The following is a 20,064-nucleotide window of genomic DNA, read 5'->3' as shown; positions in this document are numbered from 1 at the left end:
GAGGGCATGGCAAAGCAGAGAATGGGAACTCGCGAACGACTGCGCCAAATTGATAGCTCAATTCAGGCGCGTGTGATCCGCGTTCGTGACCGGCTGTTGCCGATAGCGCAGATCGCGGTGGCGGCGGGCGTTGCTTTTTGGATTGCCCATGCTGTTTTTGGGCATGAGCACCCATTCTTTGCGCCGGTTTCGGTGACGATCATCATTGGTTTGTCGGGTGGGGAACGCTTCAAGCGGGCGGTTGATATGTCTTTGGGGTGCATTCTTGGGGTGTTGCTTGGAGATCTCCTTTTTGCTCCGCTGGGCCAGGGTGCGTGGCAGATTTCGGTGATCGTGGGTGGCTCGCTTTTGGTGGCGTCGTTTTTTTCCAAGTCGCAGTTGGTGAACAATCAGGTTGCGATTGGTTCCATTTTGATTGCCACGATTATGCCTCCTGGTGGGGAGGTTTCAGGTATTGACCGCACGATTGATGCGCTTGTCGGTGTCGTGGTGGCGTTGGCTACGCTTGCGGTTTTGCCGCAGTTGCCTTTGTCGCGGGCGCGTCGGGAGATTGCGCATGTGCTGGGTTTGATGTCTTCGGTGCTTGACGACGTCACCCACGGTCTGCGCACCTCGGACGAGGAAACCATCCAGGAAGCTCTTGAGGCCATTCGGTCCAGCCAGGACGATATTGATGTGATGACTAGTGCGGTGCGTTCCGGCCGGGAATCAGCGACGATCTCGCCTTTGCTGTGGGGTGCGCGCCGCTACGTTGCTTCCCTTGATCGCGTGCTTCCTCCCACAGACCAGGCAGTTCGCACGATGCGGGTGTTGGCTCGCCGGGCTCAGGTGTTGTGCGAGGACAACGACACGGTGTCTGATGCCCAGTTAGAGATATTGGATGGGTTGTCGAAGGTTTGCTTGGATCTTTCGGAGGTTTATGAGGTAAAAACGGATAGATTGCAGTCTTCTGTGATCCCCAAAGCTGTTCGTGAGTTGCGCAGCCTCGGCGCTCGCACAGGCATCGAGGTTGTGGGTGAAGACCCTGTGCTATCTGCCTACGTCATTCTTGCCCAGTCGCGTTCCCTTATTGTCGACTTGCTTCAGGTCTGCGGGATGTCCCGTGAGTCCGCGGTGGCGGTGTTGGTACCAACGTCTACCACCCCAAAGTTTCCTCCCGAACTGTACATGGAGGATAAAGAGTAAGAAGGTGCCGGGTCATTTAGGTCACATGGAAAAGGGCGGAGCTGGCCTGTTTGGAGCGGTGTAATGCCCGCGTCATTAAAGGGGTGTGCCGTCATTGTCGCGGTTGGTTTCGGGGGTCATGTCGTTTTGTGTGTTCTCGAGGCCGTAGTGGCGGTAGAAAGCTTTTTGGTCGGCAGTGGTGAGGTGGCCGTTATCGCTGAGTTCTGGTGCTGTCTCAATGCGTGACTTCGAAAAAGCGAGGTGTAGGTCGTTGTCGCGTAGGGTGTGGCCGTGGAGAGGGACGATGCGGGCCCCGATGCCGAGGATTCCGTGGCTGATGGTTACGAAGTCTGGTTGGCCGGTGGTGTCGTCGAGGTAGACATCTTTGACGGAACCGATTTTGTTTCCGTCGACGTCGTAAGCGGTTGCGCGCGTTAGGTTTTGAATGTGGGCGTAGTCGGCCATTGGGGTGGGTTCTTTCTTGGCGGGTGTGCTCGCTGGCGACGCCCACTTGTTTCACGTGCGGACGAAAAGTGATCACTGCCCAACCTAGAGTAGGTTCAATGGTTGCGCATTGGGAGGCGTTGACTGTTTGTCGTCGTGAGCATTTAGGTGGTGTGGGGTGCTTGTGGCGCGTCGCTTTCCGGTGGTGTCTCGGTAAGCGTGACGCTTTGGATGTCTCTCAAGTGGCGGTAAAAAGTCACGCGCTCGACGGGGCGGGGTCGGGTGACGGAGTCGATGGTAACGCGGATGTTTATTCCGCCGGATTGAACAGCTCGGCCGGTCATGACGGTGGTGTCGGTAAGTCCTGGGGCGACTGAGGCTCTCCGGGTGAAGAAGCGACCGAGGGGGAGGTCGGCGAGGCGTTGGAGTTCGGCGGGGGAGCGTCGAGAAGCGCCGCGCGCGTTGAGCGCAGTGACCACGCGCGTGGCGGCGATGCCTGGCGCGGTGCGGGTGGGCACAAGCTTCGCACCGAACTGGCCGTAGAAGCTCGCCGAGGCTACATCACCTGTCCGGTAGATGAGCACATTGCTATCGACGACCACCTCGCCAACGTACTCGGAGGAAGCGTCGAAGTTTGACAGCACGGCGGAGCCGGCGACAACCTCCGAACGATCGGTGCGGATGCACGGTGACGGGTTCACAGGCCCCTCCACGGCGACCGCTTCTAGGTCGGCAGGCGACAGGCCGGACAAGCCCCACACGTGGGCGGCGGGGGAGGAAGTGTCAATAGGAATGTAAGCCACCTCCGCCCACAGGTAGTCGGCGCGCATCATGCGGGCCAACACCGCGCTCAAGGCGGCATCCGAACCGGAAACGATCACGCGCAGGCGCTTTTCGGGCTGCTGCGGGGCGAACGTCGGATCACCCAAGTGGGCCACAGATGGGGAGGCAGCAATTTCATCGAGGGAGGGGGTGGGATCAAACGGAAGCGCCTCGCGGGCTGCTTCGTCTAAGAAACGCAGGTCGTCCCGGGATGGAATGGCGGGGAGGTTCAGGTTCGCGGCGGCGTCGATAAGCAATGGCGTAGCGCACGCGCAATGAATCAGGCGCATGGCGTCCACGCTACAATAGCCCCGCGATACTGCCTATACAAGGAGAAGACATGTCCGCCATCGTTATCGTCGGCGCCCAATGGGGCGATGAAGGTAAGGGCAAAGCCACGGATATCCTCGGCGGAAAAGTCGACTACGTAGTCAAACCCAACGGTGGCAACAATGCAGGCCACACAGTCGTCGTGGGCGGTGAGAAATACGAACTCAAACTGCTGCCAGCCGGAGTGCTCAGCGAAAACGCTACCCCAATTTTAGGCAATGGAGTGGTAATCAACCTCCAGGCCCTTTTCGAGGAGATCGACGGGCTGGAGGCACGCGGCGCCAATGCTTCACGCCTACGCGTCTCCAGCAACGCGCACCTTGTCGCGCCCTACCACCAGACTCTTGACCGGGTCCAGGAACGCTTCCTGGGCAAACGGGCCATAGGCACTACCGGCCGCGGCATCGGCCCGACCTACGCCGACAAAGTTGCTCGCGTCGGCCTGCGCGTTCAGGACATTTTCGACGAGTCCATCCTGCGGCAGAAGATCGAATCCGCACTCGATGTGAAAAACCAAATGCTGGTCAAAATGTACAACCGTAAGGCCATCACCGTTGAAGAAACGATGGATTACTTTATGGGATACGCCGACCGCCTAAAACCCATGGTCATCGACGCGGAATGGGAACTCAACACCGCCCTTGACCAAGGCAAGCACGTCCTTATGGAGGGTGGCCAGGCCACCATGCTCGATGTCGATCATGGCACTTACCCCTTTGTCACCTCATCAAATCCGACCGCGGGCGGGGCGTGCGTCGGCGCCGGTATCGGACCTACTCGGATTACGGCGAGCTTGGGAATAATCAAGGCATACACAACACGCGTTGGCGCCGGCCCGTTCCCAACGGAACTTTTTGACAAATGGGGAGATTACCTCCAAGAAGTAGGCGGTGAGGTGGGCGTGAACACTGGACGCAAACGCCGCTGCGGCTGGTACGACTCCGTTATCGCCCGCTACGCCACCCGCGTCAACGGTTTCACCGATTACTTCTTGACCAAACTCGACGTGCTCACCGGCATCGGCGAAATCCCTATCTGCGTGGCCTATGACGTCGACGGGCAGCGCTTCGACGAGATGCCGCTAACCCAATCCGAGTTCCATCACGCCAAGCCAATCTACGAGACGATGCCTGCTTGGGACGAAGACATCACTGGGATCACCGAGTTTGAAAAGTTGCCGCACAAAGCGAAGGACTACGTGCTGCGCTTGGAGGAGCTTTCCGGCGCTCCGATCAGCTACATTGGTGTCGGGCCGGGCCGCGACCAGACGATAGTGCGAAACGACGTTATGCATCGTTAGGTGCTTAGGCCGAACCCGGCGCCTGCGCTAGGGTGTGGGGTATCTCTAAGCGCGAGAGGTGGAAATCAACTGATGACGTGGCCATCTGATGCGGTGCATCGCCCGCAAGTAAACCAGGTTCTTATCCTTGGTTCCGGAACGATCGCAGATGAACTGTCGCTGTCATTTCGCCGCCTCGGGCTCCAGACACGCACGGGAACGCTTGAGACTGCCTATGCGCTGCGAGATATTCCTATGTTGACTGTGGTCTGTGACTTTGCCACGCCCACCGAGCTCAACGATTTTGTGAAAGCCACCGGTACTGAGTTGGTTCCTAGTGTCGATGCTTGCTGTATGACTCGTAACCGTGAGGGAATTCGCCGGACTGCGGCGGAGGAATTGGGGCTTCCCACGATGGAGTATGAGTTCGCGGGAAGTCTTGATGAACTGCGTGAATCCGCTATTCGTGTGGGTTTCCCCTGTGTGGTGAAGCCGGGGCGTTCCACAGGGGGTGAGGGGCAGAGTTTCGTGCAGGGAGCCGAGGAGCTGGAAAATGCCTGGGCCAAGGCTCACGTGCCGGAATCGGATGGTCGCGTGACAGTGGAACGCTACGTCAACTTCGACATGGAATGTACGATCATTACGGCTCGTTCTATTGATCCAGCTACAGGGCAACTCTCGACGTGGTTTTGCGAGCCAATTGGCACGCGCCACGAAAACGGTCGCCTGGTCGAAGCGTGGCAGCCAGCGCCGCTGAGCGAGTCTGCAATGGACAACGCTCGTTCTATTGCGGCGCGCATTTCAGGGGCTATCGGCGGGCAAGGGACTTACGCAATCGACTTGTTTGTCGAAGGGGACGAGGTGTATTTTTCGCAGGTCAGTCCGCATCCCACGCTGGAGGCAATGATTACCGGCGCGACGCAGCGCGTCAGCGCTTTCGACCTTCATGCCCGTGCGGTACTTGGTTTGCCCATCGACGCAACGCTGACCTCTCCGGGCGCGGCACGCTTCCTTCCGGCATCGAAGTTCAGCCCGAGCACGCTTGTCGACGTTCTCTCGATCCCCGAATCCGGAGTCACCGTAGCTGATGACATCGGTGTAATACGTGTCACCGCGGATACTGTCGACGAAGCACGCCAGCGCGCAGAAGAAGCTCTGCGTTACTGCCGCGTTACATAGTTTGTTTCAGGCGGGAGATTTACTCGGTGAAGCTATAGCCTGCCGAGGGGCTGCGCGTTCGCTGCCATTATCGCCATAGAAGGTCGCTGGTTTATATAAGAAAATTACATTTTAGTTGCTATTTGCTGGGTTCTAACTTAAGTTCAGGTTCGGAAGTTATCAATCCGGTATGCAATTTTCCTGCTGTATGTAGGTTGTTGTGTGACTTGCGGGCGGATGTTTTTGATTCCGTGGGCAATTCTGCGGACTTGTGTACTTCGTTCTTGAAATATTCGTCTCTTAAATGAGGAGATCCTCGATGCATTCTCGAAAGAATGGAGTTCGGCGGGGTACGACAATCGCCGCAGCGGCGTTGTCGCTTGCTCTTGTGGCCCCTGCCGTGGCCACTGTCTCGCCGGTCAAGGCTGGGTTTGTTGGTGCTGCGCAAGCGCAGACATCGGCTCAAGATGCTATTGATGCTGATGCAATCGCTAGCGGTTACGTTGCTAGCGAAAGTCACATGCAGGTCAAGCAGCATGTGCTGTCCGGTCGCGCGTATGTTCTTGATTCCACCGACATGAACACGTCGAATACCACGTGGACTGATCCGGTTCCGGAAGGAACGACGGTTTACTTGCGGTGGATTGACTCTGATGGTGCTGTGTCTCCGCTGTATAAGGCGAAGACTTCCAACGCTTTGTCGAGTGTTGCCACTAGCCAGGCTGGTCCTGGTGCGTACGCGTTTGATCTGCGGGCGCCGTGGACGGATAACTTCGGCAGGCAGCACATCTACGAGGCGAAGTCTGATCAGAATTTCCGTATCTGGGTTGATCCTTATGATGATCCTGTCAACGGTGTGCGTCTTGAGCCTTTCCGTCAGGCGCCGGGTTTCTTCCCTGGTTCTTATGCTGAGTCTAGGTCTTTGCTCGGTGCGACCAAGGGTGGTTCCGGTATTAAGAATATGCAGCGGACTGCTGTTTTCATGACGCCGGCTAATGTTTCTAGCTACATGCACAAGCCGGAATCGGAGTGGAAGTATGATACTGAGACTCGGAATTTGTCTAATGTTGCGGTGAACCTGAATGCGAAGGGGACGACTTCAGGTTTTGTGTGGTTGGATACCCGCGATATTCGCATTGATGGGCCTAGCAAGACCGGAAGGGATGCTGCAGCTCCGAACTACGAGGTTGTTCTTTCGTATCTGACGCCGCAGGGTATTGCGGAGTATGCGGCAAGGGTGGAATCCTTGCCCATTCCGAACCAGCAAGCGGCTGCTCGCGAACTGTTGACTGATCATCCGGAGTATATCGCTGAGACAGTTTCGACTAAGACCACGGGGGATGGCTACTACGCTGTTCGCTTCAATGAGGCAACCTTCACGAATGAGACCAAGAGCTACATGTTCGGTTTCGTGCGCGATCCTGAAGGAAGGATTGTCAAGACGTACTCGCCGTTTATTGAGCAGTTGTATGTCCGGCCGAACGATAAGTTGGGGGTTACGCCGCAGACTGTTCCGGCGGCAAACCTTGTTGCCAACCCGATGTGGTACAACCTGAACTTCGCTATCATTCCGTACGCGGATGTTGATTTGCGGATTACGAACTTCAATACCACTGATCGTCCGGCTCGCCCTGGGCAGACCGCGCTTATTGATGTCACGGGTACTTTGCCGCCGTCTGCAGGTGAGGCTACTAACCGTATTGTGTGGACGAACTCTGCGGGTGCTGAGCTGAAGGTGTGTGAAAACATCACCACTCTCGCCCGGGCGAATGAATGCACCTTGACGATTCCGAATAGTGCTCAGCCTGGTGAGATTATTCGCGCCACGTTGTACTACGGGGATGCCCCCTTGGCGGCGGATTCGCTTATCGTGGCGAGCGGGCGGATGAACGAGGCTTTCGACCCGAAGTATGATTTGACGCGCGTTGTTCCGGGTAGGCCTGCAACCTCGGCGCCGAATTACGGCAGGGATGCTGTTGGCAATGACATCGTTCCGCCTGCGGGGACGAAGTACGCCATCAAGCAAGGCTATGTCAAGCCGGCGGGTTATTCCGTTGAGATTGATGAGAACACCGGTGTGATCACGGTGATGGCTCCGCGGTCTTTGGATAAGGACACCATTGAGCAGTTCGATGTTCCGGTTGTGGTGACGTATTCGGATAATTCGGTGGATAACACTGATGCGCCGTTCCAGTTGGATACTGATGGTGATGGTGACCCTGATGTCACGGATCCGGATGATGACAATGATGGCTACCCGGACGGCGAAGAAATCGATGCGGGTTCGAACCCGAAGGATCCGGATAGTGTTCCTGGCAAGCCGAATTGGAATGACACTTCCACTACTCCGGATCGGCCGGTGACGCTTCCGAACGTGGGCGCTAAGGTTCCGGAAGGCTCGACTGTTGCGACCACTGGTCCGGGCAGTGCACGCCTAGAGGGAGATGGCAGCTTGGTTGTCACTCCGTCGAGGGCTGCTAGGCCGGGCGACAAGATTGTCATTGTGGTTAACAACAAGAACGGCAGGGAGCTCGACACGGTTACCGTGACGATCGTTGCACCTGCGCAGGCTCCGGATTGGAATGACACTTCCACTACTCCGGATCGGCCGGTGACGATTCCGAACGTGGGCGGTAAGGTTCCGGAAGGAACGACTACTGTGACCACTGGTCCGGGTACGGCTGTGCTTGACGGCAATGGCAGCTTGGTTGTCACTCCGTCACAGGACGCTCAGCCGGGCGACAAGATTGTCATTGTGGTCAGGGACAATGACGATAAGGTCATTGACACGGTTACCGTGACGATCGTTGAGCCGACTAAGGGCTCTAGCTTGGATGAGGATCAGCTTGGACGTTGTATCGCTACGAGCCTTGGTTTTGGTCTTCCGTTGCTGGGCTTGATTCCGCTTGCGATTGCTTCGGAGATGCAGATTCCGGGTCTGGCCCCGATCACGGATCAGATCAACTCGCAGCTTGCGGATTTCAACGCGATGATTCAGCAGCGTTTGGGTCTGTTTGATCCGGCTCTTGCTGCGCAGGCTGAGCAGATCGACAACGAGTTGCGTAAGTTTGGTCTGAACCTTTCGCAGGCGATTGGTAGCCTCGCGGCGATCAGTGCCGTGGTGCTTGCAGGCCTCGTTATCGCGGATGCGTGTACTCCGGGTGGTCTTGGCTCTTCGGATAATAATCAGCAGGCTGGATCGTCCTTGGATGTGATTGGTGGTTCTTCGCAGGAGGGGATTGATGAGATTTCCTCTGAGAACAACTTGGGGTCTGGTGAGGGTAATACCAACGGTGGTTCTTCTTCGTTGGGATCTTCCTAGGGACTGATTCCGGTTGGAATGAGGAGCCAGTGTTGAAAGGCAGTAGCTTTTCAACCTAAAGCGCTTAGACCTCGCCTTCGATAGGAAGGTGGGGTCTAAGCGTTTTTTGCGTGCTGAGCGCGGTTGTGGGGAATCGTTGTAACAGTGTTCGTGTGATGTGTTGGGGTTAGACGGGTTCAACTTGGGGCAAATTGGGTGGATTTTGTAGCCAGATGTGACACGACTAACGTTCTTCTGCCAAAAACGCAGCGTGTTCACAACTAGAATGTTGGCAGGTACATGCCCTTTATTCGGGCGCTCCCGAAAGGTGGAAATATGGCAGCTTCCCAGTCTGTGCTTCTAACTCTTGCAAATCGCAATTTTGCTGGGGTGGATGTTGATGAGTTGGCGCGGCGTTCGGATAAAGGCGTTGTGATACTTGAGGGCACTGCCCAGGATTTCGGTATTGCGCTTGACGCAGCAACTCTTGTTGTGGGAACGGGGGATCTTTCTTACGATGCTGACGTGGCGAGCGCTTTGGGTGTTGGCTTGCTTGTTTTGGCGGATTCCGAGCAGCGTGAGACTTATGTGGCGCGCAGGGCTGGTGAGTTGGGGGCGACGCTCGTAGGTGTTGTCACTGAAGATGGTCTTGAGGCTGCCTGAGCAACTTCTCCATTGCCTTAACAAGTCGGGGCCTCGGCCGGCTTTAAAGCCAAAAAGACTTGATTCTTCGTGGTCAAAAGCTGCATAGAGGGAATGGGATTACGCCTGAAACTTCAAATAATGGCACCATTCTGTGAAATTGATCAAAAAATGCATCCACAACTAACGTGTCGCGATGACTTATGAAAAATACCTGCCTGGTAACTGTGCGCTGCGTGGAATTATTGAAGAATCAGCCGACCCGCCTATCAAAAAAATGACACTTTGCTTGCCAATCACTGGGTTCTAATTTAAGTTTGTTTACGGAAGTAATCAATCCAGTATGCAATTTTCCTGCTGAATGTAGGTTGTTGTGTGACTTGCGGGCGGATGTTTTTGATTCCGTAGGCAAATCTGAGGACTTGTGTACTTCGTTCTTAATATCGTCCATCCTAATGAGGAGAACCTCAATGCATTCTCGAAAGAGTGGAGTTCGGCGGGGTACGACAATCGCCGCAGCGGCGTTGTCGCTTGCTCTTGTGGCCCCTGCCGTGGCCACTGTCTCGCCGGTCAAGGCTGGGTTTGTTGGTGCTGCGCAAGCGCAGACATCGGCACAAAATACTATCGATGCTGATGCAATCGCTAGCGGTTACGTTGCTAGCGAAAGTCACATGCAGGTCAAGCAGCATGTGCTGTCCGGTCGCGCGTATGTTCTTGATTCCACCGACATGAACACGTCGAATACCACGTGGACTGATCCGGTTCCGGAAGGAACGACGGTCTACTTGCGGTGGATTGACTCGGATGGTGCTGTGTCTCCGCTGTATACGGCGAAGACTTCCAACGCTTTGTCGAGTGTTGCCACTAGCCAGGCTGGTCCTGGTGCGTACGCGTTTGATCTGCGGGCGCCGTGGACGGATAACTTCGGCAGGGAGCACATCTACGAGGCGAAGTCTGATCAGCATTTCCGTATCTGGGTTGATCCTTATGATGATCCTGTCAACGGTGTGCGTCTTGAGCCTTTCCGTCAGGCGCCGGGTTTCTTCCCTGGTTCTTATGCTGAGTCTAGGTCTTTGCTCGGTGCGACCAAGGGTGGTTCCGGTATTAAGAATATGCAGCGGACTGCTGTTTTCATGACGCCGGCTAATGTTTCTAGCTACATGCACAAGCCGGAATCGGAGTGGAAGTATGATACTGAGACTCGGAATTTGTCTAATGTTGCGGTGAACCTGAATGCGAAGGGGACGACTTCAGGTTTTGTGTGGTTGGATACCCGCGATATTCGCATTGATGGGCCTAGCAAGACCGGAAGGGACGCTGCAGCTCCGAACTACGAGGTTGTTCTTTCGTATCTGACGCCGCAGGGTATTGCGGAGTATGCGGCAAAGGTGGAAACCTTGCCCATTCCGAACCAGCAAGCGGCTGCTCGCGAACTGCTGACTGATCATCCAGAGTATATCGCTGAGACAGTTTCAACCGAGACTAATGGGGATGGCTACTACGCTGTCCGCTTCGATGAGACAACTTTCACGGATGAGACCAAGAACTACATGTTCGGTTTCGTGCGCGATCCTGAAGGAAAGATTGTCAAGACGTACTCGCCGTTTATTGAGCAGTTGTATGTCCGGCCGAACGATAAGTTGGGGGTTACGCCGCAGACTGTTCCGGCGGCAAACCTTGTTGCCGACCCGATGTGGTACAACCTGAACTTCGCTATCATTCCGTACGCGGATGTTGATTTGCGGATTACGAACTTCAATACCACTGATCGTCCGGCTCACCCTGGGCAGACCGCGCTTATTGATGTCACGGGTATTTTGCCGCCGTCTGCAGGTGAGGCTACTAACCGTATTGTGTGGACGAACTCTGCGGGTGCTGAGCTGAAGGTGTGTGAAAACATCACCACTCTCGCCCAGGCGAATGAATGCACCTTGACGATTCCGAATAATGCTCAGCCTGGTGAGATTATTCGCGCCACGTTGTACTACGGGGATGCCCCCTTGGCGGCGGATTCGCTTATCGTGGCGAATGAGCCGATGAACAAAACTTTCGACCCGAAGTATGATTTGACGCGCGTTGTTCCGGGTACGCCTGCAACCTCGGCGCCGAATTACGGCAGGGATGCTGTTGGCAATGACATCGTTCCGCCTGCGGGGACGAAGTACGCCATCAAGCAAGACTATGTCAAGCCGGCGGGTTATTCCGTTGAGATTGATGAGAACACCGGTGTGATCACGGTGACGGCTCCGGAGTCTTTGGATAAGGACACCATTGAGCAGTTCGATGTTCCGGTTGTGGTGACGTATCCGGATAATTCGGTGGATAACACTGATGCGCCGTTCCAGTTGGATACTGATGGTGATGATGACCCGGATGTCACGGATCCGGATGATGACAATGATGGTGTTCCGGATGGGGACGAGATTGATGCGGGTACGAACCCGAAGGATCCGGACCAGTCTGCGTACTACGACCCGACGTATGATTTGACGCTTGTTGTTCCGGGTACGCCTGCAACCTCGGCGCCGAAGTTTAAGAACAAGGCCGGTAAAGATGTTGCAGCGCCTCAAGGTGCGAAGTACGCCATCAAGCAAGACTATGTCAAGCCGGCGGGTTATTCCGTTGAGATTGATGAGAACACCGGTGTGATCACGGTGACGGCTCCGGAGTCTTTGGATAAGGACACCATTGAGCAGTTCGATGTTCCGGTTGTGGTGACGTATTCGGATAATTCGGTGGATAACACTGATGCGCCGTTCCAGTTGGATACTGATGGTGATGGTGACCCTGATGTCACGGATCCGGATGATGACAATGATGGTGTTCCGGATGGGGACGAGATTGATGCGGGTACGAACCCGAAGGATCCGGACCAGTCTGCGTACTACGACCCGACGTATGATTTGACGCTTGTTGTTCCGGGTACGCCTGCAACCTCGGCGCCGAAGTTTAAGAACAAGGCCGGTAAAGATGTTGCAGCGCCTCAAGGTGCGAAGTACGCCATCAAGCAAGACTATGTCAAGCCGGCGGGTTATTCCGTTGAGATTGATGAGAACACCGGTGTGATCACGGTGATGGCTCCGCAGTCTTTGGATAAGGACACCATTGAGCAGTTCGATGTTCCGGTTGTGGTGACGTATTCGGATAATTCGGTGGATAACACTGATGCGCCGTTCCAGTTGGATACTGATGGTGATGGTGACCCTGATGTCACGGATCCGGACGATGACAATGATGGCTACCCGGACGGCGAAGAAATCGATGCGGGTTCGAACCCGAAGGATCCGGATAGTGTTCCTGGCAAGCCGAATTGGGAGGACACTTCCACTACCCCGGATCGGCCGGTGACGCTTCCGAACGTGGGCGCTAAGGTTCCGGAAGGCTCGACTGTTGCGACCACTGGTCCGGGCAGTGCACGCCTAGAGGGAGATGGCAGCTTGGTTGTCACTCCGTCTGGGGAGGCTAAGCCGGGCGACAAGATTGTCATTGTGGTTAACAACAAGAACGGCAGGGAGCTCGACACGGTTACCGTGACGATCGTTGCACCTGCGCAGGATCCGGAGCAGTCTGCGTACTACGACCCGACGTATGATTTGACGCTTGTTGTTCCGGGTAAGCCTGCAACCTCGGCGCCGAAGTTTAAGGACAATGCCGGTAATGATGTTGCAGCGCCTCAAGGTGCGAAGTACGCCATCAAGGAAGGCTATGTCAAGCCGGCGGGTTATTCCGTTGAGATTGATGAGAACACCGGTGTGATCACGGTGATGGCTCCGGAGTCTTTGGATAAGGACACCATTGAGCAGTTCGATGTTCCGGTTGTGGTGACGTATTCGGATAATTCGGTGGATAACACTGATGCGCCGTTCCAGTTGGATACTGATGGTGATGGTGACCCTGATGTCACGGATCCGGATGATGACAATGATGGTGTTCCGGATGGGGACGAGATTGATGCGGGTACGAACCCGAAGGATCCGGACCAGTCTGCGTACTACGACCCGACGTATGATTTGACGCTTGTTGTTCCGGGTAAGCCTGCAACCTCGGCGCCGAAGTTTAAGAACAAGGCCGGTAAAGATGTTGCAGCGCCTCAAGGTGCGAAGTACGCCATCAAGCAAGACTATGTCAAGCCAGCGGGTTATTCCGTTGAGATTGATGAGAACACCGGTGTGATCACGGTGATGGCTCCGCAGTCTTTGGATAAGGACACCATTGAGCAGTTCGATGTTCCGGTTGTGGTGACGTATTCGGATAATTCGGTGGATAATACTGAGGCGCCGTTCCAGTTGGATACTGATGGTGATGGTGACCCGGATGTCACGGATCCGGATGATGACAATGATGGCTACCCGGACGGCGAAGAAATCGATGCGGGTTCGAACCCGAAGGATCCGGATAGTGTTCCTGGCAAGCCGAATTGGAATGACACTTCCACTACTCCGGATCAGCCGGTGACGCTTCCGAACGTGGGCGCTAAGGTTCCGGAAGGCTCGACTGTTGCGACCACTGGTCCGGGCAGTGCACGCCTAGAGGGAGATGGCAGCTTGGTTGTCACTCCGTCGGGGGAGGCTAAGCCGGGCGACAAGATTGTCGTTGTGGTTAACAACAAGAACGGCAGGGAGCTCGACACGGTTACCGTGACGATCGTTGCACCTGCGCAGGCTCCGGATTGGAATGACACTTCCACTACTCCGGATCGGCCGGTGACGATTCCGAACGTGGGCGGTAAGGTTCCGGAAGGAACGACTGTTGTGACCACTGGTCCGGGTACGGCTGTGCTTGACGGCAATGGCAGCTTGGTTGTCACTCCGTCACAGGGTGCTAAGCCGGGCGACAAGATTGTCATTGTGGTTAGGGACAATGACGATAAGGTCATTGACACGGTTACCGTGACGATCGTTGAGCCTGTGCAGGCTCCGGATTGGAATGACACTTCCACTACTCCGGATCGGCCGGTGACGATTCCGAACGTGGGCGGTAAGGTTCCGGAAGGAACGACTGTTGTGACCACTGGTCCGGGTACGGCTGTGCTTGACGGCAATGGCAGCTTGGTTGTCACTCCGTCACAGGACGCTCGGCCGGGCGACAAGATTGTCATTGTGGTTAGGGACAATGACGATAAGGTCATTGACACGGTTACCGTGACGATCGTTGAGCCGACTAAGGGCTCTAGCTTGAATGAGGATCAGCTTGGCCGTTGTATCGCTACGAGCCTTGGTTTTGGTCTTCCGTTGCTGGGCTTGATTCCGCTTGCGATTGCTTCGGAGATGCAGATTCCGGGTCTGGCCCCGATCGTGGATCAGGTCAACTCGCAGCTTGCGGATTTCAACGCGATGATTCAGCAGCGTTTGGGTCTGTTTGATCCGGCTCTTGCTGCGCAGGCTGAGCAGATCGACATGGAGTTGCGTAAGTTTGGTCTGAACCTTTCGCAGGTGGCTGGTAGCCTCGCGGCGATCAGTGCCGTGGTGCTTGTTGGCCTCGTTATCGCGGATGCGTGTACTCCGGGTGGTCTTGGTTCTTCGGATAATAATCAGCAGGCTGGATCGTCCTTGGAGGGGATTGATAAGATTTCCTCTGAGAACAACTTGGGGTCTGGTGAGGGTAATACCAACGGTGGTTCTTCCTCGTTGGGATCTTCCTAGGGACTGATTCCGGTTGGAATACTGATTCCGGTTGGCATGAGGAGTCAGTGTTGAAAGGCAGTAGCTTTTCAACCTAAAGCGCTTAGACCCCGCCTTCGACAGGAAGGCGGGGTCTAAGCGCTTTTAACGCGCAAGTTGGGGTTGAGCTGCATAATTTTTGTCCGTTGTAGGTGTGCCACTAAAAAGGTTCAGGCTACCACTTGTTTTCGCTAGTTCTATCGGCCCATTCATCCGACTAATGGTGACCTTGGAGATAGATAGTTGGCACGCCCCTCGTCTTTTTGCAATGCTTAAACAAACACATGGGGAAGTAGCTGCTTGGATGCAACTTCAGTATGACGACGTCAATGAGATACATCGAACAATAGGTGGGCACTGCAAGTGTGAGCGCTCTTCGAAATGTAGCCCACTGGCGCTCTTTGAAATGTAGCCCAGTGTGGTCGGGACCTGACCCCTTGGTGGTGGACACGCTGAAACCAGCATTTCGCTGGGGAAGTGAGGTACCTTTCCACCATGCCACGCAAGACCTACACCGAGCAGTTCAAGCGTGACGCAGTGACGTTGTACGAGTCGACCCCTGGAGCCACGATCAACGCGATCGCCTCCGATCTCGGGGTCAACCGCAACTCCCTGCGCACCTGGCTCGACGCCTTCGGCACCGGCACCAAAACCAACGCCAACGGTGAAAAAGTCGCCAGCCCGATCGCCGCAGCCAACAGCGAACGTACTCCTGCTCAAGGACTCTCCGATGCCGAACGCATCCGCATGCTGGAACGCGAAAACGCCACGCTACGGGAAGAACGAGAGATCCTGCGCAAGGCGGCCAAATATTTCGCGGAAGAGACGAACTGGTGAACCGCTTTCAGTTCGTTGATGACCACCGAGACTTCTACGAGGTCAAGCGGTTATGTGAGGTCCTGAAGATCAACCGGTCCTCCTACTACAAGTGGAAATCTGCTGCTCCTGCCCGCCGGCGACGCCTCGTCGCTGACGCGGGTCTGAACCCCGGAAAGTGGACACGGAGTTTTAATCAGATGCGGTTTTGAGTATAGCTGTTTCGGAAGATTCAAAGGCGTTCGGCGAACGATAGCCGCACCTCGAGTGCAGGCGTTTGGTGTTGTAGCGACTGCACCATTGGAACACGTCCCGGCGACACACCAGCTGACTGGCGAAAACAGGTGCATCTTGAAGGACTTCCCGTTTCAACGTGGCGTTGAACGACTCCGCCAGAGAATTATCCGCGCTGGTACCAATTGCTCCCATCGATTGGGTAACACCGAGACGTTCACATAGTCTTCGGTACCGATCAGAGGTGTATACACTGCCATGATCGGAGTGGAAAATCGCTCCGTCAAGCCCGCCACGGATCCCGTAAGCCATCATCAAAGCCTCTTCAACTAACTCCGTACGCATGTGGACGGCGATCGCGAAACCGGTCAACTGCCGCGAGTAGCAGTCGATGACCGTCGCCAGGTACATATTCGACCCATCTGCAATCGGGAGGTAGGTGATATCGCCGACGTAGACCGTGTTTGGTTTCTCCGCGGTGAAACGGCGTGCGAGCAGATCCGGAAACGTCGGAGCGCGTTTCGCAGACACCGTGGTCTTTACGCGGCGTTTCTTGGTGTAGCCGAACAATTCCATCTGGCGCATCAGCCTGGCGGTGCGCTTGTGATTGAGGCGATCATCGCTGGTCGGATCCGAGTTGATGGCCGCTGTGATGCGTTTCGCCCCGTAACAGCCGTTCTCAGCTGTGAACACGGCCTTGATCCTCGCTCCCAGCGCCGCGTCAGCGACGAGGCGTCGCCGGCGGGCAGGAGCAGCAGATTTCCACTTGTAGTAGGAGGACCGGTTGATCTTCAGGACCTCACATAACCGCTTGACCTCGTAGAAGTCTCGGTAGTCATCAACGAACTGAAAGCGGTTCACCAGTTCGTCTCTTCCGCGAAATATTTGGCCGCCTTGCGCAGGATCTCTCGTTCTTCCCGTAGCGTGGCGTTTTCGCGTTCCAGCATGCGGATGCGTTCGGCATCGGAGAGTCCTTGAGCAGGAGTACGTTCGCTGTTGGCTGCGGCGATCGGGCTGGCGACTTTTTCACCGTTGGCGTTGGTTTTGGTGCCGGTGCCGAAGGCGTCGAGCCAGGTGCGCAGGGAGTTGCGGTTGACCCCGAGATCGGAGGCGATCGCGTTGATCGTGGCTCCAGGGGTCGACTCGTACAACGTCACTGCGTCACGCTTGAACTGCTCGGTGTAGGTCTTGCGTGGCATGGTGGAAAGGTACCTCACTTCCCCAGCGAAATGCTGGTTTCAGCGTGTCCACCACCAAGGGGTCAGGTCCCGCGGCGCTGGGAGCGAGGATCAAGGCCGTGTTCACAGCTGAGAACGGCTGTTACGGGGCGAAACGCATCACAGCGGCCATCAACTCGGATCCGACCAGCGATGATCGCCTCAATCACAAGCGCACCGCCAGGCTGATGCGCCAGATGGAATTGTTCGGCTACACCAAGAAACGCCGCGTAAAGACCACGGTGTCTGCGAAACGCGCTCCGACGTTTCCGGATCTGCTCGCACGCCGTTTCACCGCGGAGAAACCAAACACGGTCTACGTCGGCGATATCACCTACCTCCCGATTGCAGATGGGTCGAATATGTACCTGGCGACGGTCATCGACTGCTACTCGCGGCAGTTGACCGGTTTCGCGATCGCCGTCCACATGCGTACGGAGTTAGTTGAAGAGGCTTTGATGATGGCTTACGGGATCCGTGGTGGGCTTGACGGAGCGATTTTCCACTCCGATCATGGCAGTGTATACACCTCTGATCGGTACCGAAGACTATGTGAACGTCTCGGTGTTACCCAATCGATGGGAGCAATTGGTACCAGCGCGGATAATTCTCTGGCGGAGTCGTTCAACGCCACGTTGAAACGGGAAGTCCTTCAAGATGCACCTGTTTTCGCCAGTCAGCTGGTGTGTCGCCGGGACGTGTTCCAATGGTGCAGTCGCTACAACACCAAACGCCTGCACTCGAGGTGCGGCTATCGTTCGCCGAACGCCTTTGAATCTTCCGAAACAGCTATACTCAAAACCGCATCTGATTAAAACTCCGTGTCCACTTTCCGGGGTTCAGACCCTCGTTGTTATTGTGCCTGATGTGGGGTTGGTGAGGGGGTTGTTGGTGCGGGTATTTCGCGTCCTTTGATGCGGTGGCTTACTCCTCGGTGTTGAAAGATTTTGGCGTGGTGGACGATGCGGTCTGAAGTGCCCCGGGTTTTGTTCCTAGGCATGTGCCTTGATTTCCATTATGTCCTGAGCTGAGCTTTTGCTCCAAAATTCTGATTCAACCTCCGCCGGCGTGCGGTAGTCTAGGGACTGGTGGAGCCGTGATTCGTTCCACCAATTCACCCATTCAAACGTCGCGATTTCCACCTCGACAACGTCCGCCCACCTCCGAGTTTGAATGAGTTCATTCTTGTAGGAACCGTTAACGTTTTCAGCCAGAGCATTGTCGTAGGAGTCACCGACCGTCCCAGTAGACGCAGCGATCCCGTGCTCAGTCAGACGCTCGTTGTAGATGATGCTGACGTATTGCGAGCCGTGGTCCGAATGGTGAACTAGACCTTCGGTTTTCTTCGCACACACAATCGCTTGGTTCAGCGCCTGCAGAGGCAACGCCTCGGTACGCATCGAGTCTGACAACGCCCACCCGACAATCCTGCGGGAATACACATCAGTGACAAATGCGGTGTAGACGAAGCCTTTCCGCGTGCGCACATAGGTGATGTCAGCCACCCACAGTCGGTTGGGGCTTGGCGCTCTGAATTCACGATTGACCAGATCAGGTCGCACATCCGGCCCCTTCGGCTTGCGGGTCGTGCGAGGTGCACCTCCTTTGCCTTTGCCGGACAGACCGGCCAGGCGCATCAGGCGGGCGGTCTGCTCGCGGCCGATATGAATGCCTTCACGTCGAAGGGCACGCCACATTTTCCGCACGCCGTAAACGCCGTAATTGTTTGCGTGAACCTGGCGAACATGCTCCATGACAGCTGCGTCACGAAGTGCGCGGGCACTTAAGCCCCGGGCTTTCGACTGCCTGTAACCACGCGAGGTAATGAAGCCACCTTCACGATTATTCTTCAACGTCGCACAGATGAACTCGACCGTGAAACGATCCCGATAGTCGTCGACGAACCGGATCATTTCCGACGTGTTGGGCCGAGTTCCGATGCGAAAAAAGCCGAGGCAGCTTTCAACAGCTCGTTGGTGTCACGTAGCTCCTGAACTTCGCGCCGTAGCCTGGCGTTTTCAGCAGCCAAGTCTTCAGGCAAATGATCAGGGACTCGTCCGTCGCGGCGAGCAGCCTGCGTCCACTGTCGGGCTGTGTGCCACGAGACACCCAGTTTGGGTGCGACAGCCTGACATGCGTCTTGCATCGAAAGATTTTCCGCCACGATACGGTCTTCAACGAGACGGACAACGCGGTCCTTCGCATCCTGGTCAAATTTCCTCGGCATGTTCCAGATTTTCCCATCTACTCAAACGGAACAAAACCTGGGGCACTTCAGTCGACCATGGCGGTGGCTACTGTGATGTCGCCGAAGCATTGCGCCCATTGGGAAAACGCTAGGTTTGAGGTCACGATGATGGAGCCGTGTTCGTAGCGTCTGGAGACGAGTTGAAAAAACAGGTTCGCCGCGTCAGCTTCGACGGGAATGTAGCCGAGTTCGTCGATGATGAGCAGGTGGTAGCGGTTTAATCGTTTCAGCAGCGTTTCGAGTTTGCCGGTGTTGTGGGCTTCGGTGAGGGTGTTTACCCACCCGGCGGCGGTGTCGAAGAGGACGCGATAGCCTTGCTGCGCTGCTGTGATGCCAAGTGCGGTGGCGAGGTGGGTTTTGCCGGTTCCGGGTGGGCCGAGCAGGACGACGTTTTCAGCTGTGGCGACCCAGGCCCCGGTTTCAAGGCGTGCGATTTCAGTGCGGTCAATACTGGGTTGTGCGGTGAAGTCGAAGTCGGCGATGGTTTTCACGGCCGGAAAGCCGGCGCGTTTGACGCGTAATGATGCTCCGGATTCCGCGCGGGCGGTCGCTTCGACAGATAGCACGGCGGCGAGGTACTCCTCGAATGTCCAGGATTGGCTACGTGCTTGATTGGCGATGGTTGAGTAGACGTTGTCGATGCGTGGGGCTTTCAACTCCCGTGCGAGGTGACTAATTGCCGCCGCGGTGTCGTGGGCGCTGGTGCGGGTCATAGGAAAGAGCTCTCCTTGAAGTTTGTGGGGCGTTGA

Annotated in this window: 11 protein-coding genes and 2 pseudogenes; 8 read left to right on the top strand and 5 right to left on the bottom strand. The window is 55.9% G+C overall.

Annotation, left to right across the window (positions count from 1 at the left end):
* Positions 1-6 precede the first annotated feature (6 nt).
* The gene (locus tag VLL26_RS07390) at positions 7-1,185 is read left to right on the top strand and encodes an FUSC family protein (RefSeq protein ID WP_342318473.1); all 1,179 of its coding nucleotides are present in this window, start codon (positions 7-9) and stop codon (positions 1,183-1,185) included.
* A gap of 75 nt (positions 1,186-1,260) precedes the next feature.
* Here VLL26_RS07390 and VLL26_RS07385 read toward each other — a convergent pair whose 3' ends face one another.
* Both VLL26_RS07385 and VLL26_RS07380 read right to left on the bottom strand, forming a co-directional pair.
* Complete coding sequence (locus VLL26_RS07385) at positions 1,261-1,629, bottom strand: PRC-barrel domain-containing protein (protein ID WP_342318472.1); 369 nt, start codon at positions 1,627-1,629, stop codon at positions 1,261-1,263.
* A gap of 143 nt (positions 1,630-1,772) precedes the next feature.
* Positions 1,773-2,720 carry a hypothetical protein gene (locus VLL26_RS07380; RefSeq protein ID WP_342318471.1) on the bottom strand — a complete coding sequence of 316 codons (948 nt, stop codon included), beginning with the start codon at positions 2,718-2,720 and terminating at the stop codon, positions 1,773-1,775.
* Positions 2,721-2,770: 50 nt separating this feature from the next.
* Here VLL26_RS07380 and VLL26_RS07375 point away from each other — a divergent pair, with 50 nt between their 5' ends.
* The 6 genes and pseudogenes from VLL26_RS07375 to VLL26_RS07350 all read left to right on the top strand — a co-directional run.
* Positions 2,771-4,060, top strand: coding sequence for an adenylosuccinate synthase (locus VLL26_RS07375; protein WP_342318470.1), 1,290 nt, complete (start codon positions 2,771-2,773; stop codon positions 4,058-4,060).
* A gap of 72 nt (positions 4,061-4,132) precedes the next feature.
* Entirely contained in the window at positions 4,133-5,218 is a 1,086-nt protein-coding gene (locus tag VLL26_RS07370) for an ATP-grasp domain-containing protein (protein WP_342318469.1), read from the top strand.
* Positions 5,219-5,516: 298 nt separating this feature from the next.
* Positions 5,517-8,519 carry a YPDG domain-containing protein gene (locus tag VLL26_RS07365; RefSeq protein ID WP_342318468.1) on the top strand — a complete coding sequence of 1,001 codons (3,003 nt, stop codon included), beginning with the start codon at positions 5,517-5,519 and terminating at the stop codon, positions 8,517-8,519.
* 315 nt (positions 8,520-8,834) lie between these two features.
* Positions 8,835-9,161 (top strand): hypothetical protein, encoded by a 327-nt coding sequence (locus VLL26_RS07360; protein WP_342318467.1) that lies wholly within the window; start codon positions 8,835-8,837, stop codon positions 9,159-9,161.
* A 449-nt stretch (positions 9,162-9,610) separates the two neighbouring features.
* Positions 9,611-14,782 carry a YPDG domain-containing protein gene (locus VLL26_RS07355; RefSeq protein WP_342318466.1) on the top strand — a complete coding sequence of 1,724 codons (5,172 nt, stop codon included), beginning with the start codon at positions 9,611-9,613 and terminating at the stop codon, positions 14,780-14,782.
* Positions 14,783-15,295: 513 nt separating this feature from the next.
* A pseudogene (locus VLL26_RS07350) lies at positions 15,296-15,777 on the top strand (transposase); the annotation flags it as partial.
* A gap of 31 nt (positions 15,778-15,808) precedes the next feature.
* Here the strand turns inward: VLL26_RS07350 and VLL26_RS07345 are convergent.
* Positions 15,809-17,049 (bottom strand): IS3 family transposase gene (locus tag VLL26_RS07345; protein WP_342318286.1). Its coding sequence is split into 2 segments (ribosomal slippage): positions 15,809-16,722 and positions 16,722-17,049, totalling 1,242 coding nucleotides; the frame shifts between segments, so codons are not numbered across the junction.
* A 71-nt stretch (positions 17,050-17,120) separates the two neighbouring features.
* Here VLL26_RS07345 and VLL26_RS07340 point away from each other — a divergent pair.
* A pseudogene (locus VLL26_RS07340) lies at positions 17,121-17,882 on the top strand (IS3 family transposase); the annotation flags it as partial.
* Between the two features lie 177 nt (positions 17,883-18,059).
* Here VLL26_RS07340 and VLL26_RS07335 read toward each other — a convergent pair.
* Positions 18,060-19,294 (bottom strand): IS3 family transposase gene (locus tag VLL26_RS07335; protein WP_342318465.1). Its coding sequence is split into 2 segments (ribosomal slippage): positions 18,060-19,006 and positions 19,006-19,294, totalling 1,236 coding nucleotides; the frame shifts between segments, so codons are not numbered across the junction.
* A gap of 47 nt (positions 19,295-19,341) precedes the next feature.
* Positions 19,342-20,028 carry an IS21-like element helper ATPase IstB gene (gene istB / locus VLL26_RS07330; RefSeq protein WP_342318464.1) on the bottom strand — a complete coding sequence of 229 codons (687 nt, stop codon included), beginning with the start codon at positions 20,026-20,028 and terminating at the stop codon, positions 19,342-19,344.
* Between the last annotated feature and the right edge of the window lie 36 nt (positions 20,029-20,064).

This window comes from Corynebacterium sp. BD556 (assembly GCF_038452275.1).
Classification (GTDB): Bacteria; Actinomycetota; Actinomycetes; order Mycobacteriales; family Mycobacteriaceae; genus Corynebacterium; species Corynebacterium mayonis.
The sequence above is the reverse complement of the archived record's forward strand: the minus strand, read 5'-3'. Positions and strand labels throughout refer to the sequence as shown.

What these genes read in the sequence shown, in the direction of transcription:
- VLL26_RS07390 (WP_342318473.1), top strand. Translation starts at nt 7, where the DNA reads ATGGCAAAGCAGAGAATGGGAACTCGCGAACGACTGCGCCAAATTGAT.
- VLL26_RS07385 (WP_342318472.1), bottom strand. Translation starts at nt 1,629, where the DNA reads ATGGCCGACTACGCCCACATTCAAAACCTAACGCGCGCAACCGCTTAC.
- VLL26_RS07380 (WP_342318471.1), bottom strand. Translation starts at nt 2,720, where the DNA reads ATGCGCCTGATTCATTGCGCGTGCGCTACGCCATTGCTTATCGACGCC.
- VLL26_RS07375 (WP_342318470.1), top strand. Translation starts at nt 2,771, where the DNA reads ATGTCCGCCATCGTTATCGTCGGCGCCCAATGGGGCGATGAAGGTAAG.
- VLL26_RS07370 (WP_342318469.1), top strand. Translation starts at nt 4,133, where the DNA reads ATGACGTGGCCATCTGATGCGGTGCATCGCCCGCAAGTAAACCAGGTT.
- VLL26_RS07365 (WP_342318468.1), top strand. Translation starts at nt 5,517, where the DNA reads ATGCATTCTCGAAAGAATGGAGTTCGGCGGGGTACGACAATCGCCGCA.
- VLL26_RS07360 (WP_342318467.1), top strand. Translation starts at nt 8,835, where the DNA reads ATGGCAGCTTCCCAGTCTGTGCTTCTAACTCTTGCAAATCGCAATTTT.
- VLL26_RS07355 (WP_342318466.1), top strand. Translation starts at nt 9,611, where the DNA reads ATGCATTCTCGAAAGAGTGGAGTTCGGCGGGGTACGACAATCGCCGCA.
- istB (WP_342318464.1), bottom strand. Translation starts at nt 20,028, where the DNA reads ATGACCCGCACCAGCGCCCACGACACCGCGGCGGCAATTAGTCACCTC.